Source organism: Streptomyces sp. SAS_272 (assembly GCF_052543235.1).
In genome coordinates this window covers 76182-102523 of sequence record NZ_JBMNDR010000016.1, presented here as the reverse complement: position 1 = coordinate 102523, position 26342 = coordinate 76182, and the positions used below count along the sequence as shown (strand labels likewise).

Here is a 26342-nt window from a genome sequence, read left to right as displayed (position 1 = left end):
CGTGCCGTGGGGCGGCCTGCGTCCTACGCTCGACGCATGCCCCGCCGCCGCATCCGGATGACCGGCGCCCCCGAGGCCCCGCTCCGGCAAGCCTTCGCCGCACTGCGCGCCGAGTCGGGAGTGCCCGGCGGATTCCCGCCCGAGGTGCTGACCGAGGCGGACCGTGCCGCGCGGGAACCCGTCCTGCCCTCCCTGGACGCGACCGACGTCCCGTTCCTCACCATCGACCCGCCCGGCTCCACCGACCTCGACCAGGCGCTGCACCTCGCGACGCGGGGCGCCGGCTACCGCGTCCGGTACGCCATCGCCGACGTCGCCGCGTTCGTCGTCCCCGGCGGACCGCTGGACGCCGAGGCGCACCGCCGGGCGAACACCCTGTACTTCCCCGACGGGAAGGTCCCGCTGCACCCGGCCGTGCTGAGCGAGGGCGTCGCCAGTCTGCTGCCCGGCCAGGTGCGTCCGGCCGCACTGTGGACCGTCGACCTCGACGCGGACGGCCGTACGGTCGCCGTCGACGTCCGGCGCGCCCTCGTCCGCAGCCGTGCCCGGCTCGACTACGCGGGCGTGCAGCGGCAGATCGACGCGGGGAGCGCCGAGGAGCCGCTCCGGCTGCTGGCCGCCGTCGGGCGGCTGCGGGAGCGGCTGGAGAGCGAGCGGGGCGGGATCTCTCTGAATGTGCCCGAACAGGAGATCGTCGAGCACGACCACGCCTACGAGCTGACCTACCGTGCCCCGCTGCCCGCCGAGGGCTGGAACGCGCAGCTCTCCCTCCTCACGGGGATGGCCGCGGCCGACCTGATGCTGGCGTCGGGCGTCGGCGTCCTGCGCACGCTGCCCGCAGCCCCGGACGGTGCGGTGGGCCGACTGCGCCGCACCGCGCGCGCCCTGCACGTCGACTGGCCGCACCATGTCTCCTACGCGCAGCTCGTCCGCTCCCTCGACCCGCACGACCCGCGTCACGCCGCGTTCCTCCAGGAGTGCACGACCCTGCTGCGGGGCGCCGGCTACACCGTCTTCCGCGACGGCGTCCTCCCGCTCGTCACCACGCATGCCGCCGTCGCCGCGCCGTACGCGCACTGCACGGCCCCGCTGCGCCGCCTGGCCGACCGCTACGCCGCCGAGCTCTGCCTCGCCGCCGTCGCGGGAGGCCCCCCGCCCGAGTGGGTGCTCGCCGCCCTCGACGCCCTCCCGCAGGAGATGGCCCAGGGTGGACGCCGGTCCGGGGCCGTCGAGCGCGGCTGCGTCGACATCGTCGAGGCCGCGCTGCTCAGCGGCCGGGTCGGTGAGATGTTCGACGGATACGTGGTGGACGTGGACGAGCGCCGGCCGGCCGTCGGGACCGTGCAGCTGGAAGCGCCGGCGGTGATCGGCCGCCTCGACGGCGCGGACGGCACTCCCCTTCCCCTCGGCGAGCGACTGCGCGTCCGCCTCACCCGAGCCGACCCGGCGACCCGGACGGTCCGCTTCACGCCGGCGTGAGAGGGCGCAGGGCACAGGGCGGAGGGCGCGGGGCACACCGGCCCGGTGTCGTCCCGCCCGCCCGCCCGCCAGCCCGCCCGCCCGCCAGCCCGCCCGCCCGCCAGCCCGCCCGTCGGCCAGCCCGTCGGCTGGCGGCGGGGTGGCCGGCGGGGCGTCTACCGGAACCCTCGCCCCTTGACGGCTAACGCCGTTAGCCGTACGGTCTTGGTGTCGGGCTAACGGCGTTAGCCATCAATCGATGGCCGCACGGCGAGACGGCGAAACCGCAGTCGACATCCAGGGGGCAGTCATGAGCACGATCACCACCACCACGCGAACCGGCTCCGGCGCCGTCTCCGGCGCCGGCGTCGGCGCCGTCTCCCGTCGCATCCGCCGCGCGGCCTGGTTGGCGAACGCGGTGTTCTGGTCGGCGTTCGCGGTACTGGAGTCGATGAACCACGGCTGGCTCGCGGGCGGCCTCGCCCTCGTCTTCCTGATCCTGCCGGACCTGACGTTCCTGGTCGCCCTCGACGAGGCGCCCCGCATGGCGAAGGGACAGCTCGCGCCCCGGGCGGTGCCGTACTACAACGCGATGCACCGCGCCGTCGTCCCGCTCGCCCTCATGGTCCTCTACACCTTCGGGCCGTTCGCCGCATGGCCCCCGCTGTTCGCGGCACTGTGCGGATGGCTCGCGCACATCTCGTACGATCGCGCCGTCGGCTACGGACTGCGCACCAAGGAGGGCTTCCAGCGTGACTGAGCGGCTCACGCCCCGCGCCCGCGAGATCGCGGCGGCCGCCCGGACCCTCCTGGAGGAGGCCGGGCCCGCCGCGCTCACCATGCGCGCGCTCGCCGACCACCTCGGCATCAAGGCGCCCTCGCTCTACAAGCACTTCCCCGACAAGCACGCCGTCGAGGTCGAACTGGTCGCGCAGATGCTGCAGGAGTCGGCGGCGGCGCTGGAAGCGGCCGAGACGCGGGAGCCGGGCTCCCTGCCCGCACTGGCCCAGGCGTACCGCACCTACGCCCTCGCCCACCCCCACCTCTACTGCCTCGCCACCGAACGCCCGCTGCCCCGCGCGGCCCTGCCCGCCGGCCTGGAGGACCGGGCCGCGACGCCCCTGCTGCGGGCCTGTGACGGAGACCTGGACCTGGCCCGCGCGATCTGGGCCTTCGCCCACGGCATGGTGGTCCTGGAGATCCACGGCCGGTTTCCGGACGACGCCGACCTCCCGGCGGCATGGAAACGCGGCCTGAAGGCGTTGCAGCGCTGAGAGCCCGGGAGCCCAGGAGCCCGGGGCGCGAGGGCGTGAAGACGCGGGTCGCGATGGATACGCTGGGGGCGTCGGATGAGCCGTGAACAGGCGTCATGGACCAGAGCGCGGCTGGGCCGCCACGGACCGCCCCTCGACCTGCTCACCGCCCGCTTCGAGCGGCACGTCTACGCCCCGCACGCGCACGAGGAGTTCACGGTCGGCGTCTGCGTGGACGGCTCGGAGATCATCGACTACCGCGGCGGCCGCATCCGCACCGGTCCCGGTTCCATCGTCGTCCTCGCACCGGACGAGCCCCACACCGGCGGCCCGGGCGACGGCACCGACGGTTACGCCTACCGCGCGCTGTACGCCGGCCCGGCCCTCCTCGCCGAGGGCACTCTCGGCGGTGTGCCGCACTTCCGTGAGCCCCTCCTCGACGACCCCGAACTGGCCGCCGCCCTGCGCCGCGCGCACACGGAACTGTCCGCCTGCCCCGACCCCCTGGAGGCCGAGTCACGCCTTCCATGGCTGCTGACGGCCCTCGCCCGACGCCACTCCACGGCCCGTCCGGTGTGCGACACGATCCCCGGCGCCGAGCACATCGCCCGCGCCGTGCGGACCCGCCTCGCCGACGAACTCCTCGCCCCGCCCTCCCTGGCCGACCTGGCGACGGACCTGGGCCTGTCCCGCTACCAGCTCCTGCGCGCCTTCCGTACGACGACCGGCATGCCGCCCTACGCCTGGCTCGCCCAGCACCGGGTCGCCCGAGCGCGCGGCCTGCTCGAGTCGGGGCTGCGGCCCGCGGAGGTCGCCGGCATGGTCGGATTCGCGGACCAGGCCCACCTCACCCGCTGGTTCCGCCGCGTCCTCGGCGTCACCCCGGCGGCGTACCGCAACAGCGTTCAAGACACCTGACCCGGGGCGGGCCGACACTGCGGGCATGACTGCACGCGGCTGGTTCCTGTTCTCCCTGATGGGAGTGATCTGGGGCATCCCCTACCTGCTGATCAAGATCGCGGTGGAGGACCTCTCCCCGTCCATGGTGGTGTTCGTGCGCTGCGCGCTCGGCGCCCTCCTCCTGCTCCCCTTCGCGCTGCGCCAGGGCGGCCTGATCCGCACCGTGCGGAGCCACTGGGCGCCCATGCTGGCCTTCGCGTGCATCGAGATCATCGGCCCGTGGTTCACCCTGACGGATGCCGAACGGCACCTGTCGAGCTCCACCGCCGGCCTGCTGATCGCGGGCGTCCCCATCGTCGGCGTGCTGGCCGCGCGCCTCCTCGGTGACGCGGAGGTGCTGGGTGTCCGCCGTGTCGCGGGCCTCGCCCTGGGTCTGGCCGGCGTCGGGGTTCTCACGGTCCCGCACCTGACGGGGGGAGACGCCCGCTCGCTCGGCGAGGTCCTGCTGACGGTGCTGGGCTACGCCACGGCGCCCCTGATCGCGGCCCGCCGTCTGAAGGACGTCCCCACCCTCCAGCTCATCGTCCCCTGCCTGACCCTGGCGGCACTGGTCTACGCCCCGGCAGCGGCCGCCTCCTGGCCGGCCGAGCTCCCTTCTGCCTCCGTGCTGGCGGCGCTCGCCGGCCTCGGCGTCCTCTGCACGGCGGTGGCCTTCGTCGGCTTCCTGGAACTGATCAGGGAGACAGGCCCCACCCGCTCGACGGTCATCACCTACGTGAACCCGGCCGTCGCGGTGGCGGCAGGCGCCCTGTTCCTGGACGAGTCCCTGACGGCCGGCATCCTCGCGGCCTTCGCGCTGATCCTGACCGGCTCCGTCCTGGCGACGGCATCGAGCCCGAAGCGCGACGCGACCCCACGGTCGCGGCAGGGGGCGGCCTCGGGCGAGGTGCGCGACGCGGTCCCGGGCCCGAAGCGCGGCCGTCGCCCGGTACCATGGTCGACACGGCAGACGAGCCGGGCGGGCGGCCGCGTGGAGTCCCTCACGGGACTTCCCGAGGAACGTCCGGGCTCCACAGGGCAGGGTGATGGCTAACGGCCACCCGGGGTGACCCGCGGGACAGTGCCACAGAAAACAGACCGCCGGGGACCTCGGTCCTCGGTAAGGGTGAAACGGTGGTGTAAGAGACCACCAGTGCCCAGGGCGACCTGGGCAGCTAGGTAAACCCCACCCGGAGCAAGGTCAAAAGGGAACACCTCGCAGGATTGAGGTGCTCCTGCGCGGACGATCGAGGGCTGCCCGCCCGAGTCCGCGGGTAGACCGCACGAGGCCGGCGGCAACGCCGGCCCTAGATGGATGGCCGTCACCGAGGACGTCGCGAGACCCCTCGGCACAGAACCCGGCGTACAGCCCGACTCGTCTGCCGCTGCCTGCGGCGTTGCCTCGAAAGTGGCCTCTGACCTGTGGTGGGCGTCCTTTCCAGTCTTTCGAAGGCGGCTGCTCAGGCGGCGGAAGGCCTTCGACGTTCGCGCCCCGCCTTCCCGCGGACGGAGCCCACGCGGCCGGGCATTTACGGGCAGGACGACCTGCACAGTCGTCCGGAAGGATTCCTCCCCACGTCGCCTCCCCGTGCCCGGCACAACTGGCGACTGATCACGTAGTACGCGGCCCCAGTAAGCAGCTCTGGGCTCGGGGCACCGAGGCGTCGTGAACACCGGAGCAACCGTTCCGTAGTTGGCACTTCACGCATTGGTGCGCTGACCGTAGAATTCGCGCCCAGGGGGATCAGCGGGACTTGTGCGGCCACCAGGACAGTACGGACCTCTGTGGCCGCGCTTTGCATTGGCGCCAGCGGGGGACTGCCCTCGACGCCGGTTTCCGTCGGCCCGGAAGCGACGACATCAGGGATCAGCGTGACGAACGCGGGTGACTTCGGGGGCAGCCAGGAACTCGACCGCCTCAAGGCGATGCTTGAGAACTGGCGCACGTCTCTGGTGGACCTGAGCGGCCGCAACCGGCTGCTCAATTTCCGCCACACCAGGTCGGCGACATTGGAGGTCACGACCCCGTCCGCGCAGGAACTCGTCGAAGGCCTGTCCCGCGGCTGGGACTTCGCGCCACTCCCGGACGAGGAGCCGGAAGCCGGCGAGGGTGCGCGACCCGGCGATGTCGTCCTCTCGAAGGGGACCGATCGCACCGACGGAATCGTCACCCAGAAGACCACCGCGCCCTCCCTCTCGCGCGCGTTGAACAACCTGCGCGCCAAAGCGACGCAGGTTTTCAACGACTACGGCCTGTGGACCCTCAACCTTGGCGTCGGCATGCTCCGGTGGCGCGAGGACGGGGCGGAGACGGCCAGTGACGCCCCCATGATCCTGATGCCGGTGGTCATCGAGCGCGCGCGCAACGGCCGGATCCGCCTCAGGGCGAGCGACGACGAGGAACCGCGCCTCAACCCGGCGCTGAAAGTGAAGCTGCAGCAATTCCACATCGACTGGACGCCGGTTGCCGAACAGGATCCCTCGGACCTGCAGGCGGTGCTCTCCGCAGCGGCTCGTGCCGTGGGAGGCAAGAGCGGATGGCAGATCTCCGACCGAGTGGTGCTCGCGCTCTTCGCCTCCCACAAGGAGTCGATGTATCAGGACCTGCTGGACAACGAGGACCACGTCCTCGGCAGTGACCTCGTGCGGGCGATGGCGCTCGGCCCGAATTCCGGACTTGCCTCCGACCGTTTCGACTTCGCGGAGATCGAGCTCGACCGGATCGACGAATTGAGTCCGCCCGAGGACAGCCCGCTGGTGCTTGACGCCGACGCCTCGCAGCGCCAGGCCGTCGCCGCGGCCGTGGCCGGACAGTCGTTCGTCCTGGACGGCCCGCCCGGCACCGGCAAGAGCCAGACGATCACGAACATGATCGCAGGTCTCATGCACGCGGGTCGGAGTGTGCTGTTCGTCAGTGAGAAGGCAGCGGCGCTCGACGTCGTCCTCGACCGGCTGAAGTCGGTCGGGCTCGACTCGTATGCCCTGGCGCTCCACAGCCACAACACCAGCCGCAAGGCAGTGGCCCACGAGCTGGGCCGGGCTCTCGTAGAGGAGCCGCGCGCACCGCAACTGTCGCAGCAGCACCTGGATCAGGCCAGGGAACTGCGTCTTGCGCTCAGCGCCTACGCCGAAGCGATGAACGAGGTCCGCGACCCCTTGGGGCGGACGTTGCACGATGTGCTCGGCCGGGTCGGCCAGCTGTCCGAGGCGCCGGTGGCTTATCTGAGTCCTGGGGGCGCCACTCCGACGGGGGCAGGGTCGACGTTTCGCGCTGAGACGCTCAGTGAGGAGGACCTGCGCCTGATCGTCGAGGCCACGAGAGCCATCGCCGAGGCTTGGGAGGCGGTCGCGGATCCCTCGTTCCCGTGGCGGGAACTGCGAGCCGGCCTGCCGCATCCAGGTCCTGTGCTGGAGCAGACGCAAGCGGCGTGGGACGCGCTCACGACGACGGTCGACCGATACCGGGATCTCGCGCCCGGAGGAGTGCCCGTCACGGGCCAGAGCGAAATCGACCGTCTGGTCGCGCTTCTGCGGCTTCTCGATGTGCGCAGCCCCGTGCCGGAAGTGTGGCTTACCACTGATGCCTTCGCCGACGAAGTGAACGACCCGGCCGACGCCTTCCTGGCGGAACTGCGCAAGGTGCAGCGCACGAGTGCTGTCGTCCGCGCGGCCGTGGGGGAGCGTTGGCAGGAACTGTCCACCAGGCTGACAGCTGAGCGGGGAGAAAACGAGAAGGCGCTCTCGGAGTTGGCGCCGCGCGGCCTCGACCTCACCGGACTCACAGAGGAGCGAGCGCGCCGGCTGGCCGGGGAGTTCGACGCGACGGCTGGTGTGCTGGAACGGACCCTGCACAGCCTCAGCAGTGTCAGCCGCCTCACAGGGCTGACGAATCCCGCTAACCCTGGGGAGGCACGCCATCTGTGCGATGTGGTCGCCGTGGCCGGCACCGAGCACCGCCCTCTTGAGCAGTGGTTGATGCCTGACGGCCCCACGCGGGCGGAGGATGCAGCGGTCGGGGCCGTGGCCGACGCCGTCGCAGAGATCTTCACACGTCGGGATCAGGTCCTTTCCGCCCAGGCCCTCGCAACGGACCACGCGGGCCCGGGATGGGCCGAACTGCGTCGGGAACTGAGCGCGGAGCGACCGGCCAACGAGCAGGCCCTGGCCGCACTGGAGCCGCCTGGCACCGACATCGCTTCGTTGACCGGTCGCCAGGCCGCGGAGCTGGCAGAGCGGTTCGACGCGCTCGCCGACACCCTTGAGACGGCCGCCGGGCACGCCGACGCGGTCGCCGAGCGCCTGGGGTGTGACCGGCCTAAGGCGACGTCCGAAGCGGAGGACCTGGCGACGCTCGTGGAGCTGTCCACAGCCTCGGACCGCGCGCTCGAAGCGTGGCTCGATCCCCAGGCGCTCTCCGGCGTCCAAACAGCCGTCGCGGAGATCTCCTCGGCCGCCGAAGACCTGGCTGCCGCGGAGCAGGCGGCACGCGACACCTTCCTGCCCGAAGTCGTATCGACGTCCGAACTGCCCGAGGCGATCCACCGGCTCATGGAGGGCCGCCAAGGACTCGCCGGCCTGATGTCCAGCGGCATCCGGGCCGACCGGAAGCTCGTGGCCGGGCTGACGCACGGCGGTGCATGGCGCGGCGAGCTGTACGAGAAGCTGCCGCTCGCCGTCACCTGGTGCGCCGCCTTCAGGAAGCTGCGGTCGCTGGCCACGACCCACGCCGAACTGATCGGCCGCTATCGGGGCACGGCGTTGCCCGACGCCACGGCACTGCGCAATGCACTCGCGCATGCCGAAGCGGTCCACGCACTCGCGCCGGAAACCGTTGCCGACCCCTACCGCCGAGGTCGGCTCGCCACTCACTTGACCGATAGCCGAGAGCCGCAACCCGCACTCGTCGAGCAGGGCGCGGCACTGCGCAGCGGCCTCTCCACGTGGCGGAGGGCTTTGGACAGCCCGTCGCTGGCACCGCACGCGGCCGACCTCGGCAAGCAGCCGCTGGACGCCGCCGCCCGCTGGCTGAGCGCCCATCTCGTCCCGTTGCGGCAAGCCGTCACCATGCTGGACACCGTGGCCTCGGTCGGTCGCCGCGACAGTGGCCACGGGTCCGCGCACACGCTCGCCTCCGCGCGCACGGCGGTCACGGTCGCGCACGAGGCACAGAGGGAGACGGCCGCGTTCGCCGCTCAGGCCGTGACCGACCGCGCCCTCCTCGGCCCTTGGTACCGGGGCCTCGACACAGAGGCGGACGATCTGCACGACGAAACGCCCAACGGGGTCACGGGCCACGAGCCCATGGGGCAGCTCCTGCGCCGCGGCCTCGACCTGACGCGACAGCGACCGGGCCCGTACGCCACGGAGCAACAGCGACAGTTGCTCGGCCACTACGCTGGGGAAGGACATGTCCGCACGGGGGCTTTGCGGGCTGCTCTGGACTCCGTCCAGCTGATCGCCCGTCACGCATTCGACGCACTCACGGAACCAGCGCGCCGGTCCAGTCTCGTCGAGGTACTGGCCCACGGCCGGCCCGAACCGCGAGAACTCCTCACGCAGACGCATCAGATCCGCCGTGACCTGGACCTCTGGCGGGCATACATCGGGCAGCCGCACATGGCGGCGGTCGGCACGACGCTTGGCGTCCGCCCCCTCGATCGGGCGGTGAGCTGGCTTCGCGCGCACGTAGAGCCCTTTGAGGACGCGGCCGACCTCATCCGCTCGACAGCCCGTGTCATGGACGAGGAGACGGACCTCACCCTTTCGCGGGCCAGGGAAGCGGTGGCCGCCGTCGTCGCCGCCCGCGTCGCCGAGTCCTCCTTCGTGGAGAACGACGGCACGTACCGGAACCTTCTCGGTTCCCTTCACCGGGGCGCCGAGACGGACCGTGAAGCCGTCTCGAACGCTCTGGACTGGGCCCAGAAGGTCCGCCGCACCGCACATGGCGGTCATTCCGCGCCGCTGTCGCAAACGGCGGCCCGGCTGATGTTGACCGCGTCGGCCGATCCGTCCGTCGCGGCCTGCGTCGACGATTGGAGGGGCCAACTCAATCTACTCACCGGGTACTTCGAGCCGGATCGGGCTGAAGAGCTGCGACGTGAACTCGTCGAATCCCTCACCTCGGCCCATTCCGTCCTCTCCCGCCTCGACCGCGACCCGTTCGGACCCGAAGCGTGGACCAGCAGCACCGACGCCCTCGCCCTGCTGCGCCGCTACCACCTCGACGGACTGCCCGGCCAGCTCGCACGGCGCAGCGTTCTCGCCGCGGACTTCCCCGCCTCAATGGAGCGGGCGGTGCTCACTGCCTGGGCCGAGCACCAGCTCACCACCGACCAGAGACTGAAGCCCGTGCGGGCTGTGGAACGCGATCAGTTGGTGGAGCGCTTCAAGAGGGCCGACCAGGACATGGTGGCGGCGGCGCATGCCGAGGTCATCGCCGCGTGCAACTCGCGCCGCCCCCGCCGGACATCGGTGGGCCAGGCCGCCGTACTCCGCCGCGAGGCCGAGAAGCAGCGGCGTCACATGCCGGTGCGGCGTCTGCTGACGGAGACACGCGACGTCGTACGGCTGGTCAAGCCTTGCTTCATGATGAGTCCGCTGACGGTCAGCCAGTTTTTGCCGCCGGACTTCGGGTTCGACGTCGTCATCTTCGACGAGGCGTCGCAGGTGCTGCCCCAGGACGCGGTGAACTCCGTCTACCGGGGCAAGGCTCTCATCGTGGCGGGCGACCAGAAGCAGTTGCCGCCGACCTCGTTCTTCAGCGCGGCCGGGGACAGCGACGACGGAGACGAGTGGGACGAGGACGCCACCGACGGCTTCGAGTCCATCCTCGACATGTGCAAGGCCAGCGGAGTCCTGCGCGGACTGCCCCTGCGCTGGCACTACCGCAGTCGGCACGAGAATCTGATCGCCTTCAGCAACCACGAGTTCTACGACAACTCCATGGTCACGTTCCCGGGTGCGCTGGAACAGGGCCCGGACATCGGCGTGGAGTTCATCAAGGCGGACGGTGTGTACGACCGCGGCGGGAACAGCGACAACCCCCTTGAAGCCGCAAGGGTGGCCCAGCGCGTCATCCATCACTTCGACACCCGTCCCGAGCACACTCTCGGGGTGGTCGCGCTCTCCAAGGCGCAGGCGGACGCGATCGAGGAGGCAGTGCAGAAGGCCAGGGCGGCCCGCCCCGATCTCGACCACCACTTCACGGAGGGCCGACTCGACGGATTCTTCGTCAAGAACCTCGAAACCGTCCAGGGCGACGAGCGCGATGTCGTCATCCTCTCCATCGGCTACGGTCCCGACCACCGGGGCAAGCTGTTGTCGACATTCGGGCCCATCAACAGGGAGGGCGGCTGGCGACGCCTCAACGTGGCCGTCACCCGCGCCCGGCGCCGCATGGAGGTCGTCGCTTCCTTCCACGGAGGGGACCTGCCGGACAGCGCCAACAAGAGCGTGCAACACCTCAAGCGGTACCTGCAGTACGCCCAGCACGGTCCTGCTCTACTTCAGACGGAGACCGCCGATCCGGACGCCGCTCCGGAGAGTCCCTTCGAGGAGGAGGTCATCGGCGCCCTGCGCGGCTGGGGCTACGAGGTCCAGCCCCAGGTGGGGGTCGCAGGGTTCCGCATCGACATGGCGGTACGGCACCCGGGCGCGCCCGGCGCCTACGCGCTGGGCATCGAGTGCGACGGCGCCATGTATCACTCTTCGCGGGCGGCTCGCGACCGCGACCGGCTCAGGGAAGCGGTTCTGAGCGACCTGGGCTGGAGGCTGCACCGGATCTGGGGTACGGACTGGTACCGGAACCGAAGGGATGCGATGGCGCGGCTGAGGGCCGCGGTGGAGGCGGCGTGTGCGGACGATCCGCATGCGGTGCGGGTAGCGCCGCCCGTGGCGGGAGCAGGGAGCGCCGGCGCAGGTGACGGCACTGCCGAGGTCGTGGCCGGCCCCGTGCACGCAGAAGGCGGAGAGCCTGCGGGACCGGTCGGCGGCCCGCCTGGTTCGCGCGTGGAGTTCGTGGCGGTGGACGGAGGCCCTGCGCCTTGGAGCCGCCCCTACCAGGAGGTCGACCCCGACCTGTTGGCGGAGGCACGTGACCGGTCGAGCAGCCGGCGAGGCGTGTGGGACCTGGAGTTGCAGGACCCCGCTGCCCTCGATGTCGTGGCGGACGTGGCGCTGTGTGTGGTGGAGGTGGAAGGGCCCGTCGAAAAAGAGGTGATCTATAGCCGGGTCCGTCTCGCGTGGGGCATCGGACGCGCCGGCCAGGTGGTTCGCGACCGCATCGATCGAGCTCTTCGCCACCTGCTCAAGCAGGGCAAGGTCGTCAAGGTGGGCACGGCCTACGACAGGCCGGGCCACGAGACGGAGTTCGCCCGCACGCCGACGGACCGCTGCGCCAGGCGAGTTGCGGAGGTTCCCGCGGCGGAGCGGCAGCTCGTGCTCACGAACGTGGTCGGCGAAGGACCCGGCGTGCACCGCGAGGACCTGCTGAGGGAGGCCGCACGCTTCTTCGGGTGGGCGAGGCTCGGAGCCGATATCCGGGACGCGCTGACCGGCGACATCGACGCGTTGATCTCTGCAGGAGACTTGATCGAGTCGGACGGCGGCCTGATGCCCGCGGCGGGTACCTGATCCGTCGGGGCAGGGGCTCCCGGCCGAACGGGGGAGACCGGTCAGGGACGCCGCCACCGCTGCAACCACCCCTACGACGGTGAGTACCGCCAGGTACGCTCAGGCATATCGTCAATGCGGCCCGACGGGCTTCCGCTCCACGCCGGTGGAGTCTCGAAGGACATGCCCCCACCCGCACGAGTCTCTTCGTGCTGCCTGGGGGAAGTCCTTGCTGTTCCGCGCGTCCGCGAAAACGGTCGCCGTCATGGCACTCGACGGTTCACTGTTCCTGCACCTCACCGACCAGTTCGTCCATATGCACGGCTACCGGCCCGGCGTCTCGGAAGTGCGTTCCTGGGAGCGCAGCATTCCCGTCCTGGCCGCCGCCCTGAACGACGCCGGCCTGGGTGACGTGGAGGTCATGCTGGAGTACGCGCTCCCGCTGAACAGCAAGCGCGCCGATGTCGTCCTCGCCGGAGTGCACCCGGTCACGGGGGAGCCGTCGTACGTGGTCGTGGAGCTGAAGCAGTGGAGCCAGGCGCTGCCGCACGAGGACGACCCCACCCTGTGCCATGTCGACGCCTACGCGCACCCCGTGCTCAACCCGATCGAGCAGGTGCGGCGATACCGCGACTACCTGGTCAACTTCAATGGCGCGGTGGCCGAGCACGGCGAGCGGATCCAGGGAGCCGCCTTCCTGCACAACGCCACTGAGTTCGGGGTGGCGGGGCTGCGGGAGATCGAGCGTGACGCGCGCGGACTGCTCTTCACCGGGGAGCGTCGCGGTGCGTTCCTGGACCACCTCCGGACCCGACTGAGCGACAGCCATCCTGGTGCTCGTGCGGCCGACGAACTGCTCGCGGGCGCCACCGTGCCGTCGAAGCAGTTGATGTCCGTGGCAGCCGAGGAAGTGCGCGAGCGGCAGCAGTTCGTCCTCCTCGACGAGCAGCAGGTCGCCTACCGCATGGTGCTCAACGCGGTGGAGAGGGCGAAGCGCTCCGACCACAAGGAAGTCGTCATCGTCACGGGTGGCCCCGGTACCGGGAAGAGCGTCATCGCGCTTCAACTGCTCGGCGAGCTGTACCGGCGGGGTGTGGCCGCAGTTCACGCGACCGGCTCGCAGTCGTTCACCAAGACGATGCGCAAGGTGGCCGGCTCCCGCAAGCGCGAAGTCCAGGATCTCTTCAAGTACTTCAACAGTTTCATGACCACGGAGAAGAACGCTCTCGGCGCTCTCATCTGTGACGAGGCGCACCGCATCCGGGAGACCTCCGCCAACCGTTACACCCGCGCGGCCCTGCGGACCGGCAGGGCTCAGATCGACGAGCTCATCGACGTCGCCCACGTACCGGTCTTCTTCCTCGACGAGCATCAGGTGGTGCGTCCCGGTGAAATGGGCACCGTGGGCGAAATCCGTGAGGCCGCGGCCCGACGGGGCATCGACTGCCATGTCGTCCCCCTGGAGAGCCAGTTCCGTTGCGGGGGCAGCGACGCCTACCTGCGCTGGGTCGTCCGGCTTCTCGGCCTGGAGCCCGGCGGGCCGGTCGTGTGGGAGCCCGACGACCGCATGCAGTTGCTGGTCGCCGACAGCCCTGAAGAACTGGAGGCGTTCCTCGACGCCCGCCGCGCCGAGAAATACGGCGCCCGGATGTCCGCGGGCTATTGCTGGCGGTGGTCGCCCGAGCCGAAGCCCGGAGACCCGCTGCCCCTCGACGTCGTCATCGGGGGTTGGGCCCGTCCGTGGAACCTGCGCGGGGATCGGTCGGTGTCGGGTGCGCCCCCGTCCGCCCTGTGGGCGACCGACCCGGCCGGCTTCGGCCAGATCGGCTGCGTCTACACCGCGCAGGGGTTCGAGTACGACTGGTCCGGCGTCATCATCGGACCGGACCTGGTCTGGCGGGGTGACCGATGGATCACGGACCGCACTGCGTCCAAGGACCCGGTCTTCAAGAAGTCGGTATCGGACACCGACGTGGACCGTCTGATCCGGAACACGTACAAGGTGCTGCTGACCCGCGGCATGGTCGGCACGATCGTCTATTCGACCGATCCCGAGACCCGAGAGAAACTCCGAGAACTGGTGTCCGGCCGACTCGAGCCGCGTCCTGCCGCGAACGAGGAGCCCCTTCTGCGGCGGTGAGCACGCGATATCCAGCCATGATCTCTGTGCTTCCGGCCGACTGCCGCGTCCTGTGCGTCAGGTCGGGACGTCGCTTTCTAAGATCCCAGACGTCATTGCGGCCCGACGGGCTTCCCACGGGACATGCCCCCACCCGCACGAGTCACTCGTGCCCTGGGGGATCCTCCTCGTGTCCATGCTCCTGCTGAAACTGGCAGCGCGTGATCTGCTGAACCTGAACTCAAGACGCCGCATGGTGCCCCATCTCGCTGCGAGGTGGAAGCACTTCCTCAACACCGACGCTTCGTTGACCGAACGTTCCGCCTGGGCGGAGAGCCTGGTACATCTCGCCGAGGATCTGGTCGCGGCCGACCGCGGGAACGTCGAAATGGTCGTCGAGTGCGCGGCCACGCTCGACGAGACCGACCGCGCCGGGGGTCCGCAGCTCATCGACGTGGTCCTCGTGGGCCACCACCCCGAGGAGAACGGGCTGTCCGTCCAGCTCGTCGAGCTGAAGCGGTGGTCGACGGTGACCCGGGTGGAGCAAGCCACCGCGGACCTGGTGCATGTCCCGGGCATGGGGGAGAAGAAGCACCCCGCCCTGCAACTGCGCCAATACTACGAGGCGTTCACGGGCTCCAGAGGGCCGCTGCACGGGCTGGACTTCGAGTGCGGCGGCTTCGCCTATCTGCACAACGCCACCGACGCCTCCGTGCTCCCGCTGGTCGGCGTGGACGCGCCGACCGGTTCCTACGCCCGCGTCTACACCGGCGACCGCCGCGCCCAACTGCTGTCGGACCTGAGGAGCAGCTTCGCCGCCGACGGCGCCGACTCGGCGGCCGAGATCCTGTTACGGAGCATGGGTCTGCGCAACACCCCGCTGCTCGACGCCATGATCCGCTCCAGCGGTGAGGACACCGTCTTCACCCTGCGCGGCCGCCAGAAGAAGGTCGCGGACCAGATTCTCGACACGGCCGCCAAGGTGCTTCCCGATCCCGAGCGGCCCGCGCTTCTCCCCGACGAACGACGGGTGGTCTTCCTCGTCACGGGCGGCGCCGGCACGGGCAAGAGCGCCATCGGCCTCCAGCTCAAGGCCGAACTGGAGGCTGATGGCCGAACGGTCAAGTACGCGAGCGGCAGCAGGGCGTTCAACGGCGCCCTCCAAGAGCATGTCGGCTACGGGGACCGGGAGTTCAAGGAGACGTTCACCTACTTCAGCAACTTCGTCACCCCGCCCGACCCGCCCTTGGACGTACTGATCTGCGACGAGGCCCACCGCCTGCGCGACCGCTCCACCAACCGTTTCTGGAAGCCCGAGGACTGGGGGACGAAACCGCAGGTGGAGGAACTCCTCGACGCCTCCCGTCTGACGGTGTTCTTCCTCGACGAGGGCCAGTCCGTGCGTCCGCAGGAGGTCGGCACCGTCGGTCTCGTGGAGGATGCTGCGCGACGCTACGATGCCCAGCTGGTCCGCTACAGCCTGCGGGAACAGTTCCGGTGCGGCGGCAGCGACGCCTACATCCGCTGGGTGCGGTGCGCGCTGGGGGTGTCGGGCGCGGAGCCGGAGCCGTGGATCCCGGACGGGTTGATGCACGTCGAGGTCGTGGACAGCCCCGAGGAGCTCGAGCGGATCATCCGTTCCGAGGCCATGGCGGGAGCCTCCGCGCGCATGGTCGCCGGATACTGCTGGCCCTGGACGAAGCCCCTGGGGAAGGAGAAGCGGCTCGAGCCGGATGTCCGGATCGGAGACTGGCACCGGCCGTGGAACGCGGACAGCGAGTCCTTCTGCGAGAACAAGACCGTGCCGCCGTCCAAGATCTGGTCCGTGCACGAGAACGGACTCGGCCAGATCGGCTGTGTGTACACCGCGCAGGGCCTCGAGTGGGACTGGTGCGGCGTGATCATGGGCGAGGACATGGTGCGCCGGGGCGACCGCTGGGTGTTCCGCCGGGGCAAGGAGCGGGCCGACAAGGAGGCGGGCGTCAAGCGCGTCGCCGTTCCCGGATCGTTCGATCCCAAGGTGAAGCCGCAGAGCGTGGACGACGACGAGTTCGCCCGCCTCGTCCGGCACGCGTACCACGTGCTGATGACCAGGGCGAGCCGGGCGACCGTGCTCTACTCCACGGACGAGGAGACCCGGAACTACCTGAAGGGGCTCGTCGGCGACGTCGCGATCCACGGCCTGCGACCCACCTGGGAGAATCTGCCGGAGCAGGCCCGGCAGCCGCATCTGCCCCGTCCTGCCCGAGGACGGCGTCGCCGCCGGAAGCGTCAGAAGAAGGACACCCCGCCCGGAGACATGCGTCTTTTCTGACACGGGGACCAGCGTGAGGCGTGGCGGGCTCTCCCGGGCCCGCCACTTGCCGGTCAGAAGACCAGGCGTGCTGCCGCGGTCAGAGCCGCCACCAACAGGTTGATGACGACGCCCACCGTGACGTCGACCAGAATCTGACGAATCCGGTCACGACGTGCAAGTTCGTACTCAACGGGGTTCATCGGTTTCCACTCCTGAGCGTGAGCTGGGAATGGCAGGGATCGCCCTACCGGGCATCCGCAGTCACACCGCGTGCAGGACGCGGTGGAGACCACTCGTCGCTCAGCGCCGAGGACCGGCACCTGGAACACCGCCGACGTACCCTCCGGGAAGGTGCGCAGCGGGTAACCACGTTAGTGCACATGCGAGTTGAGAGAGATCGATTTCGGACGCCGTGGTGTCGCGGGCCGGGTGTTCCGCACGGCGCCGGCTGTGTGGATTCTGCGCATTCCCGCCCGGAGGCGAGGGCGAGGTTGCAGGGTGTCGGTGGCCGGGCTTCACAGGCTGCCAGATTCGGACGACAGGGCGGGAACGTCCCTTACTCCCGTCCTTCACCGTCTCTTTTCATGCCGCATGCAGCCACTAGGATCGGTGCCGAGGGTCTGGTCAAGGGAAACGACGGCCCTTGTGGGACACGAGGAGCGGGGAACAGGCATGCGGGAAGGCCGGTGGGTCACGGTCACCGAGTCCGAGTTCGATCACGAACGCCGCGGCCTGGAGGCGATCCGGGAGAAGCTGCCGGACTCCGACCCCTGGCGGGCCTGGTCGAACTTCACGTTCACCGCGAACACCGGCCATGTCCGCGAGGTCGATCTGCTGGTGGTCGCCCCCGGCGGCGTCTGCATGATCGAGCTGAAGGACTGGCACGGCTCGGTCACCTCGGAGAACGGCACCTGGGTGCAGACCACGCCCGGCGGCCACCGCCGTACGCACGGCAACCCGCTGCATCTGGTCAACCGCAAGGCCAAGGAGCTGGCCGACCTGCTCGCGCTGCCCGGCGGCAGGCGGGTCTGGGTCGCGGAGGCCGTCTGCTTCACGGACAACAGCCTCCGGGTACGGCTGCCCGCCCACGACCAGAACGGCGTCCACACCGTTCACCAGCTGGTCGAGATGCTCAAGGAGGCCCCACGTGACGAGCGGCGCCGCATCACGGCGATCAGCTCGCGCGAGATCGAGGCCGCCCTCAAGAACATCGGCATCCGCAAGAGCGACGCGCAGTACAAGGTCGGACCGTACGAGCTGCAGCGGAAGTCCTTCGACTCCGGGCCCACCTGGGCGGACCACCTCGCCCGTCACAGCGACCTGCCCGAGGCCGCCCGCGTTCGCATCTACCTCAGCGAGCGCGGCTCCGACGCCTCCCTGAGGCAGTCGGTCGAGAACGCGGCCCGACGCGAGGCCGCGGTGCTGGGCCGCTTCAAGCACCCCGGCGCGGTCGAGCTGAAGCAGTACTTCCCCTCCGGGCACGCGGCCGGCCCCGCGCTGATCTTCGACTACCACCCGGCCACGCTGAAGCTGGACGAGTACCTGGTCCAGTATGGCGAGAAGCTGGACATCCTCGGCCGGATGGCACTCGTCCGCCAGCTCGCCGAGACCATGCGCTCCGCGCACTCCAGCCGTATCCACCACCGGGCGCTGGCCGCCCGCTCCGTGCTGGTCGTCCCCCGGCCGCGGGGCGGGAAGGGCCGGGCCGTGGGGGAGGAGGCCGCCTGGCTCACGCCGCACCTGCAGATCTCCGACTGGCAGATCGCCACCCAGCGCAGCGGTGACTCCTCCCAGGGCCAGGGCATGACCCGCTTCGCGCCGACCGCCCTGTCCGCGATGCACCTGGCCGACGACGCCGACGCCTACCTCGCCCCCGAACTCACCGCCCTCAACCCCGACCCGGTCCACCTCGACGTGTACGGGCTCGGCGTTCTCACCTATCTGCTGGTCACCGGCAAGGCTCCGGCCGCCAGCCAGGCCGAGCTGCTGGCCCGCCTGGAGGCGGGGGAGGGCCTGCGCCCCAGCTCTCTCGTCGACGGCCTGTCCGAGGACGTGGACTTTCTGGTCCAGGCCGCCACCGCCTACCGGCCGGGCCAGCGGCTGTCCAGTGTGGACGAGTTCCTGGAGCTGCTGGAGGTCGTCGAGGACTCGCTCACCGCCCCGGCCCAGGCCGTCGCTACGGAGGGGCCGGCCGACGAGGACGACGAGACCGCCGCCGACAAGGATCCGCTGGAGGCCGTCGCCGGTGACGTGTTCGCCGGCCGGTGGGAGATCCGCCGCCGCCTCGGCACCGGCTCCACCAGCCGCGCCTTCCTCGTCCGCGACCTTCAGGCCGAGGCCCGCAGGACCCGCCCGCTGGCCGTGCTGAAGGTCGCCCTCTCCGACAGCCGCAGCGAGATCCTCGCCCGCGAGGCCGAGGCCATGGGACGTCTGCGCCCCCACTCCGGCATCATCCGCCTCGTCGAACCCGAGCCTCTGCACATCGGCGGCCGTACGGTTCTGGCGCTGGAATACGTCGGCGACGAGCGCGACGACAGCGGACAGGGCGCCGAGGGCGGGGGACGCCCGCGTCGCCGGGAGGAGACCGTCGCCCGCCAGCTCCGCGAGAACGGCCGCCTCCAGGTCGACCAGCTGGAGGCGTACGGCGACTACCTCTTCGGCGCCGTCGACTTCCTGGAGGGCGAGGGCGTCTGGCACCGCGACATCAAGCCCGACAACATCGCCATCCGCATCCGCCCCAACCGCACCCGCGAACTCGTCCTCATCGACTTCTCCCTCGCCGGCTACCCCGCGAAGAGCACCAACGCGGGCACCGACGGGTACCTCGACCCCTTCGTCGACGTCATCACCCGCGGCTCGTACGACTCGCACGCCGAGCGGTACGCCGTCGCCGTCACCCTGCACCAGATGGCCTCCGGCGAGCTGCCCAAGTGGGGCGACGGCAGCGTTCTGCCCCGCATGACCGACGACAAGGAGTGGCCGTACCCGACCATCGCGGCCGAGGCCTTCGACCCGGCTGTACGCGACGGTCTGGTCGCCTTCTTCCAGAAGGCCCTGCACCGCGACGCCGGCAACCGGTACCCCGAGCTGAAGCCGATGCGGGACGCGTGGCGCAAGGTCTTCCTCGACGCCTCCCAGACCGTCCCGTCCAGCCACCGCTCCCGTCACCCGGCCCCGGCGGCGACGACCACGGGGGAGGTGCGGCCCGCCGAGGGCGCAGCCGCGATCGCGGACGCCGAGCCGGAGACCGCCGAGCAGCAGCGCGACCGCCTCGCCGCCGAGGTCACCCGCGACACCCCGCTGACCGTCTCCGGCCTCACGCCAGCCGCCCAGTCGTTCTTGTACGGCCTGGGCATCACGACCGTCGGCGAACTGCTCGACTACAGCCGCCGCAAGCTCGTCAACGCCCCCGGACTGGGCGCCAAGACCCGCAACGAGGTCCAGCAGCGGCAGCGCGAATGGGGCGAGCGGCTGCGCGAGATCCCCGTCTCGCCGCTGACGGCGAAGGGCCGGGCGGAGGCCAAGGAAGAGCTGGACCAGCTCACGGCCGCCGAGTCGGCCTTGGTGGGCCGCCTCGCGACGGGCGAGTCGGCCGGCGCGCTGCCCGCCCGCACCCTGCGCTCGGTCAGCCTCGACACCCTCGCCACCGTCTTCGTGCCCGCCGTCAACAACAACGGCTCCAACCGCAACAAGGCGGAGATGGTGCGGCTGTTGCTGCGCCTGCCCGACGAGCACGGGGTCCTGCCGGACATCGGCGTCTGGCCGAAGCAGAAGGACGTCGCGGACGCGCTCGCCCTGAGCCACGGCCGCATCCCGCAGATGCTCAAGGACGAGCGCAAGCGCTGGAAGGCGGAGCCGGCCGTCCGGGCGCTGCGCGAGGAGATCATCGACCTGCTGGTGAGCATGGGGCGCGTCGCCTCCGCGGTGGAGATCGCGGACGCCCTGGCCGTCCGGCGCGGCACGCATCTCGCGGGGCGCGAGCAGCGGCGCGCGATGGCGCTGGCGGCCGTACGGGCCGTGGTGGAGGTCGAGCAACTGCTGCCGCAGGAAGCCGAGTTCCAGCACCAGCCGAACCGCAAGGCGACGGACGAGTCCCTGGGCGCCGGCCTGCTCGCGCTCGACGTGCGCGAGAACGACGGCCCGGACACCCCGACGGCCCCCGGACTGCTGGAGTACGCGACCCGCCTCGGCAGGACGGCCGACCGGCTCACCAAGCTGGACACCCTGCCCACGGCCGCGACCGTCCTGGCCGAGCTGAGCGCGCTGACGGTGCCGCCGGGCACGGTCGACTGGGACGAGCGGCGCATGGTGGAGCTGGCGGCCGCGGCCTCCGTGAACGCCGCCGCCACGCCGCGCCTGGAGATCTACCCGCGCGACCTGCCGCTGGTGCGGGCGCTGCGCCTCACACAGGCGGGGCTGGTCCGCTGGACTCCGGGTATGCCGGAAGGACAGCAGCCGGGACTGACCGGCGAGGCCGTGCACGAGCGGGTCCGCGCTCGCTTCCCCGAGCTGGTCGTGGTCGACGGGCGGGGCGGCGCCTCCCACGAGCTGCCGACCGGCGGTCCGCTCACCAAGGCCCTGCGCGACGCGGGCTTCGACCTGTCGCTCAGCATGCACGAGCGTGAGGGCGTGCTGCGGTACCTGCCGACGCGGGTGGACGACGCGTCGAGCTACCTCACGACGGGCGCGTGGCGGCAGTCGACGCGCGCGGGTGCGGTGACGCGGTACGCGGACGACCCGCAGCTCGCGGGCGCGGTGCGCGCGGAGGAACGGCTGCTCGCCTCGGCCCGCCGGGACGGGTACCGGGTGCTGACAGTACGGCAGCAGCTGGTGCGGGACGCGGTGCGGGAACTGGGTGCCGAGCGGCTGGGCGCGGCTGCGCTGTCGGTGACCGAGCTGTTCCTGGAAGCCCTGCACGCCCAGGTCACGCCGGGCGCGAAGCCGACCTGGGAGACCCTGCTCAAGGCGGACGCCGCCGAGCCGGGCTCGAAGGGCGCGGTGCGGTTCGCGGAGTACGCGCGGACGGCGTGGGGCGCGGTGGAGCCCCGAATCGCGGAACTGCTGGGCGACGGTGGCGGCGGGGCCGGTCCCGCCGGCTCTGTCGGTCCCGTGCTGCTGACGGAGGCCGGAGTGTTCGCGCGCTATGACGCGATGGGCGTCCTGGACCGGCTCGCGTCGGCTGCCCGGCGGGGCGGGCGGGGGCTGTGGCTCCTGGTCCCGCAGAGCGACCCCTCACGCGAGCCGCGGCTCGGACAGGCGGCCGTGCCGTACCAGGCCGGCCTGGGGGAGTGGATCCAGCTTCCGGACACATGGGTGGGCAACGCTCATCGTGGTTCCGGCGAGGTTGTGGCAAGTGCGGGTGGAAGTGCAAGTGCCAGTGGTGTCGAGGGAGACGTCAAGTGATCGACCGCAAGGCTCTGTTGAACGACCTGAAGCAGCAGGTCAAGGCGGTCGAGACAGACCTCGGGCGACAGGTGAAGGTGCTGGCGGATGTCGGCGCGCGGCTGAGGGCCGAGTACGACCAGGCGCGCAAGCTCGGCCGTACGGCGGCGACGTGGACCTCGTGGCTGGACGAGCGGGTCACGCAGGTCGCGGTGGCGTGGGTGCTGGGGACTGTCTTCGTACGGTTCTGCGAGGACAACCGGCTGATCCCGGAGCCGTACCTGACGGGTCCGGACGGGGACCGGCGTGAGCTGGCGGAGTCGCGGTACGACGCGTACGTGGAGACGGACGACGACCCGACGTTCCGGGGCTGGCTGGAGAAGGCGTTCGAGGAGCTGGGGCAGGGACAGGCGGGGCGGCTCCTCTTCGACAAGCGGCACAACCCGCTGTACCAGGTACCGCTTTCGCATGACGGTGCGCGGGAGCTGGTCGAGTTCTGGCGCGGGAGGGACGAGGCGGGCGTCCTCGTCCACGACTTCACCGACCCGCTGAACGAGGACGGCACGGAGGGGTGGGACACGCGGTTCCTGGGGGACCTGTACCAGGACCTGAGCGAGGCCGCCCGGAAGACGTACGCGCTGCTGCAAACGCCGGAGTTCGTGGAGGAGTTCATCCTCGACCGGACGATGAATCCGGCGGTTCGGGAGTTCGGGTACGAGGGCTTGAAGATGATCGACCCCACGTGCGGGTCGGGGCACTTTGTGCTGGGCGCGTTTCGGCGGCTGGTGCGGCTGTGGGGGGAGGGGCAGCCGGGGCGGGATGTGCATGAGCGGGTGCGGGCTGCGCTGGACTCGGTGCACGGGGTGGACATCAACCCGTTCGCGGTGGCTGTTGCGCGGTTCCGGTTGCTGGTTGCGGCTATGGCGGCGAGTGGGGTGCGGACGCTGACTGGGGCATCCAGGTACGAGTGGCCGATCCATTTGGCGGTAGGTGACTCACTCATTAAGGCCCGGCAGATGGAGCTGATGCTAGGCGGGGACGAGGAGAGCCTCGACGATCCGTTGGCTTCATTTTCCTACGCCACGGAGGACGTGTACGAGCACAGCGAAATTCTCCGGCAGGGGCGTTACCATGTGGTGGTGGGAAATCCGCCATACATCACGGTGAAGGACAAGAAGCTCGGAAACCTATACCGGGAACTCTACGATTCTTGTCACCGTGAGTACTCGCTCTCCGTCCCTTTTGCGCAGCGGTTCTTTGAGCTAGCAAAGCGGGGAGATCCGCAAGGAATTGGATGCGGCATGGTGGGGCAGATCACGGCAAATTCCTTCATGAAGCGTGAATTCGGAAAGAAGTTGATTGAAGGTTTCTTTCGTGATCAAGTAGAACTGCTCGAGGTAATTGACACTTCCGGTGCTTATATTCCTGGACATGGGACGCCTACAGTAATCCTTGTGGGTCGAAAATCTGAGCGAAGTGCCCGATCTGCGACGGTGCGGACGATTCGTAGTGTTCAAGGGGAGCCGGCCGCTCCAGAAGATCCCAGCAGGGGGTTGGTCTGGCGAGCTATTTTGGAGCAGGTTGATCAGGCTGGCTCTGAAAGTTCTTGGATTAGTGCGGTCGACATGCCGCGCGCTGCAATGGCGGAACACCCTTGGAGTCTTAACGGGGGTGGTGCAGCCGTGGAGATCATGCAGACGCTGGGGGCTGCGGCAGAAAAACTTCGTGACGTGGCGGACGAAGTGGGACTATCGGTGGTTACCGGGGAGGATCAGGCTTTCGGAGTCGAGCCTACGCTTGCTCTCAAAAGGCGTGACGTAGAAGTAGCCCCCGTTGTAGACGGAGCGAGAATTCGAGACTGGGAACTGCAAGGTGTAACTTGGCTGATTACTCCATATGAAATCGACTACAAGCTCAAGAAGGAGGGAGGCGGTCTCCCTCTATTGCAATTTATGTGGCCACTGCGTCGAGTCCTGGAGCTCCGGAAAAAGTTTAGCATCAGTCTTCTGGAGCGCGGAATTCCGTGGATTGAATGGCGTGAAGTGTATCGATCTCGCGTAATGGCCGATAAGTTGCTGGTTTTCGTGAAGGTGGCAACGCATAATCATTTCTACATGCAGCACGATGTAATCCCGTCGAAAGACTCGGCTACTGTAGTAAAGTTGAAAAGAGAGGCGACGGAGGAGCAGTATCTGCAACTGCTTGGGGTGTTGAATTCCTCCATGGCTGGGTTCTGGATGAAGCAGGTCAGTCATGACAAGGGGATTCGTGGAGAGGGTGGCGGTTTCACCAGTGATGACTGGGAGCGATTCTTTGAGTTCACCAGTACGAAACTTCAGGAATTCCCTCTCCCGATCGCGTACCCAACCGCCTGTGCTATTTCTCTGGATGCTCTTTCCCGGCGACTTACGGCCAGCAGCCCGGCTACTGTCGACGTTCCTACTGCTGGCGCTCTCCGCGCGGCCAAGTCCCGCTGGGAATCAATCCGGGCGCGCATGATCGCACGCCAGGAGGAGTTGGACTGGCAGGTCTACTCCCTCTACAACCTCCACTCAGAAGACCTCCGGGTCTCTGAGGACCCAGACGACCCCAACATCCCCGAACTGGCTCTCGGTGAGCGTGCCTTCGAGATTGTCCTTGCACGCCGCGTGGCCGCAGGCGAGGCCAGTGGCGAGTGGTTCAAGCGGCACAACTCCACGCCCATCACGGAGATCCCCGCCCACTGGCCCGCCCCGTACCGGGAGATCGTCCAGAAGCGGATCGACGTCATCGAGTCGAACCGGGCCATCGGCATGGTCGAGCGCCCCGAGTACAAGCGCCGTTGGGCCACCGAGGGTTGGGACGCGCTCCAGGAGAAGGCTCTGCGCTCCTGGCTGCTCGACCGGATGGAGAACCGTGACCACTGGTTCGACGAGAACGGTCAGCCCGCCATCCTCACCCTGGGTCGCCTCACCGACGCCCTCTCCCGCGACGAGGACTTCGTTTCCGTCGCCAAGCTCTACGCGCCCCGCAAGGAACTTGCGAAGGTCGTTGCCGAGCTGATCACCGACGAGCATGTGCCGTTCCTCCCTGCCCTGCGCTACAAGCCGTCCGGCCTCAAGAAGCGCGCTGACTGGGAAGAGGTGTGGGACCTCCAGCGCAAGGAGGATGCCGCGCCCGACGAGCCCGCCAAGCGGAAGATCAGGGATTCCATCCCCGTACCGCCGAAGTACACCTCGGCCGACTTCCTCCGCCCCTCCTACTGGCGGGCGCGCGGCAAGCTCGACGTGCCCAAGGAGCGGTTCGTCTCCTACGGGCAGACCAACGCGGCCACCCCCGAGCTGTACGGGTGGGCCGGCTGGGATCAGCGGGAGCAGGCGCAGGCCCTCGCCACCTACTTCACCAACACCGCGCTGACCACTGAGGAGATCGCGCCGTTCCTCGCCGGCCTGCTGGAACTCCAGCCGTGGCTGTCCCAGTGGCACAACGATTTCGACATGCTCTACAGCGGCTCCCCGGCGGACTTCTTCGCCGGTTACCGCCAGCAGAAGCAGGGCGAGCACGGGCTCACGGACGATGACCTCCGTAGCTGGCAGCCTCCGGCCGCAACCCGAGGTCGTCGCGCAGCAGTGAAGAAGTAGTCAGAAGCAACTCGGTGTCGCGCTCGTAGGCCGATGCCGAGTCTGCCGGACGAGGGGCCACCTGGTGCATGTACGGGTGGCCTCCTGCCGTTACGCGCAGCTCGGCCCAGACGGTCTTGCCGGGGGCGGCCGGGCGAGGCGTGACGCCCCAGTCGTCCGTGAGGGAGGCGACGAGGAGGAGGCCGCGGCCGGACTCGGACGCGGAGTCGGGGGTCGGGGGAGTGGACGGAGGTCGTCTCTCGGCGCGGGTGTCCGTCACCTCGATGCGGAAGGTGTCCACGGCCAACGTGAGTCGGAGGTGGAAGTCCCGGCCCGGGACGTGGCCGTGGCGTACGGCGTTGGCGGTGAGTTCTGCCGTGACGAGGGTGAGCGTCTCGTTGGCCGGGGTCGTGTAGGGGTGGCCCCAGTCGTTCAGGCGGTGGGAGACGAGCCGGCGGGCGAGGCGGGCACCGCGTGGGGTCGAGGTGAAGCGCATGGTGAACTCGCGTTCGAGGGCGGGGCGCTGTGGCATATGCCCGTTCGGGGGAGTTGCTGACTTCATAGGGTCAACCGTCGCGAACTCTGCGTAGCGTTGACCAGGAGTGACGCACTGACGGGTACGGGCTGTACACGCGGGCGGTGCGCTTGTACCTGCTGTTAAGCGTGACCGCCTCCCGGGCCCCAGA

Annotated in this window: 11 protein-coding genes, 1 other RNA gene and 1 pseudogene; 11 read left to right on the top strand and 2 right to left on the bottom strand. The window is 69.7% G+C overall.

What is annotated here, in order from left to right; translation table 11 throughout:
- Positions 1-36 precede the first annotated feature (36 nt).
- The 9 genes and pseudogenes from ACN6LD_RS12955 (at position 37) to ACN6LD_RS12915 (ending at position 16693) form a co-directional block, all read left to right on the top strand.
- Entirely contained in the window at positions 37-1479 is a 1443-nt protein-coding gene (locus ACN6LD_RS12955; RefSeq protein ID WP_445043219.1) for an RNB domain-containing ribonuclease, read from the top strand.
- Between the two features lie 289 nt (positions 1480-1768).
- The gene (locus ACN6LD_RS12950) at positions 1769-2218 is read left to right on the top strand and encodes a DUF4260 family protein (RefSeq protein WP_445043218.1); all 450 of its coding nucleotides are present in this window, start codon (positions 1769-1771) and stop codon (positions 2216-2218) included.
- Complete coding sequence (locus ACN6LD_RS12945; protein WP_445043217.1) at positions 2211-2732, top strand: TetR/AcrR family transcriptional regulator; 522 nt, start codon at positions 2211-2213, stop codon at positions 2730-2732. The genes ACN6LD_RS12950 and ACN6LD_RS12945 overlap by 8 nt, the downstream gene beginning before the upstream one ends.
- 75 nt (positions 2733-2807) lie before the next feature.
- Positions 2808-3629 carry a helix-turn-helix domain-containing protein gene (locus tag ACN6LD_RS12940; RefSeq protein ID WP_445043216.1) on the top strand — a complete coding sequence of 274 codons (822 nt, stop codon included), beginning with the start codon at positions 2808-2810 and terminating at the stop codon, positions 3627-3629.
- 25 nt (positions 3630-3654) lie between these two features.
- Positions 3655-4434: pseudogene (locus ACN6LD_RS12935) on the top strand (DMT family transporter); the annotation flags it as partial.
- 187 nt (positions 4435-4621) lie between these two features.
- Positions 4622-5032, top strand: an RNA gene (gene rnpB, locus ACN6LD_RS12930) — RNase P RNA component class A.
- A 490-nt stretch (positions 5033-5522) separates the two neighbouring features.
- Entirely contained in the window at positions 5523-12281 is a 6759-nt protein-coding gene (locus tag ACN6LD_RS12925) for a DUF3320 domain-containing protein (RefSeq protein ID WP_445043215.1), read from the top strand.
- A gap of 208 nt (positions 12282-12489) precedes the next feature.
- Positions 12490-14400, top strand: a complete 1911-nt coding sequence (locus ACN6LD_RS12920) for a DNA/RNA helicase domain-containing protein (protein ID WP_445043214.1) — start codon at positions 12490-12492, stop codon at positions 14398-14400.
- 175 nt (positions 14401-14575) lie between these two features.
- A complete protein-coding gene (locus ACN6LD_RS12915) occupies positions 14576-16693 on the top strand; it encodes a DUF2075 domain-containing protein (RefSeq protein ID WP_445043223.1) in 2118 nt (705 codons plus the stop codon).
- Positions 16694-16746: 53 nt separating this feature from the next.
- Here the strand turns inward: ACN6LD_RS12915 and ACN6LD_RS12910 are convergent, their stop codons facing one another.
- Positions 16747-16875, bottom strand: coding sequence for a DUF6408 family protein (locus tag ACN6LD_RS12910; protein WP_445043213.1), 129 nt, complete (start codon positions 16873-16875; stop codon positions 16747-16749).
- A 472-nt stretch (positions 16876-17347) separates the two neighbouring features.
- On the opposite strand from ACN6LD_RS12910, the gene pglW reads away from it, so the two are divergent.
- Positions 17348-22078 (top strand): BREX system serine/threonine kinase PglW, encoded by a 4731-nt coding sequence (gene pglW, locus ACN6LD_RS12905; protein ID WP_445043212.1) that lies wholly within the window; start codon positions 17348-17350, stop codon positions 22076-22078.
- On the top strand, positions 22075-25677 hold the full coding sequence (gene pglX / locus ACN6LD_RS12900; RefSeq protein WP_445043211.1) for a BREX-2 system adenine-specific DNA-methyltransferase PglX: 3603 nt from the start codon (positions 22075-22077) through the stop codon (positions 25675-25677). Before pglW ends, pglX begins: the two co-directional genes overlap by 4 nt.
- Here pglX and ACN6LD_RS12895 read toward each other — a convergent pair.
- Positions 25604-26188, bottom strand: a complete 585-nt coding sequence (locus ACN6LD_RS12895; protein ID WP_445043210.1) for an ATP-binding protein — start codon at positions 26186-26188, stop codon at positions 25604-25606. The two genes, pglX and ACN6LD_RS12895, sit on opposite strands and share 74 nt — an antisense overlap.
- Between the last annotated feature and the right edge of the window lie 154 nt (positions 26189-26342).

Excerpts from the sequence above, each read along its gene's own strand:
- pglW (WP_445043212.1), top strand. The coding sequence starts at position 17,348 with ATGCGGGAAGGCCGGTGGGTCACGGTCACCGAGTCCGAGTTCGATCAC.
- ACN6LD_RS12955 (WP_445043219.1), top strand. The coding sequence starts at position 37 with ATGCCCCGCCGCCGCATCCGGATGACCGGCGCCCCCGAGGCCCCGCTC.
- ACN6LD_RS12915 (WP_445043223.1), top strand. The coding sequence starts at position 14,576 with ATGCTCCTGCTGAAACTGGCAGCGCGTGATCTGCTGAACCTGAACTCA.
- ACN6LD_RS12910 (WP_445043213.1), bottom strand. The coding sequence starts at position 16,875 with ATGAACCCCGTTGAGTACGAACTTGCACGTCGTGACCGGATTCGTCAG.
- ACN6LD_RS12940 (WP_445043216.1), top strand. The coding sequence starts at position 2,808 with ATGAGCCGTGAACAGGCGTCATGGACCAGAGCGCGGCTGGGCCGCCAC.
- ACN6LD_RS12895 (WP_445043210.1), bottom strand. The coding sequence starts at position 26,188 with ATGCCACAGCGCCCCGCCCTCGAACGCGAGTTCACCATGCGCTTCACC.
- ACN6LD_RS12950 (WP_445043218.1), top strand. The coding sequence starts at position 1,769 with ATGAGCACGATCACCACCACCACGCGAACCGGCTCCGGCGCCGTCTCC.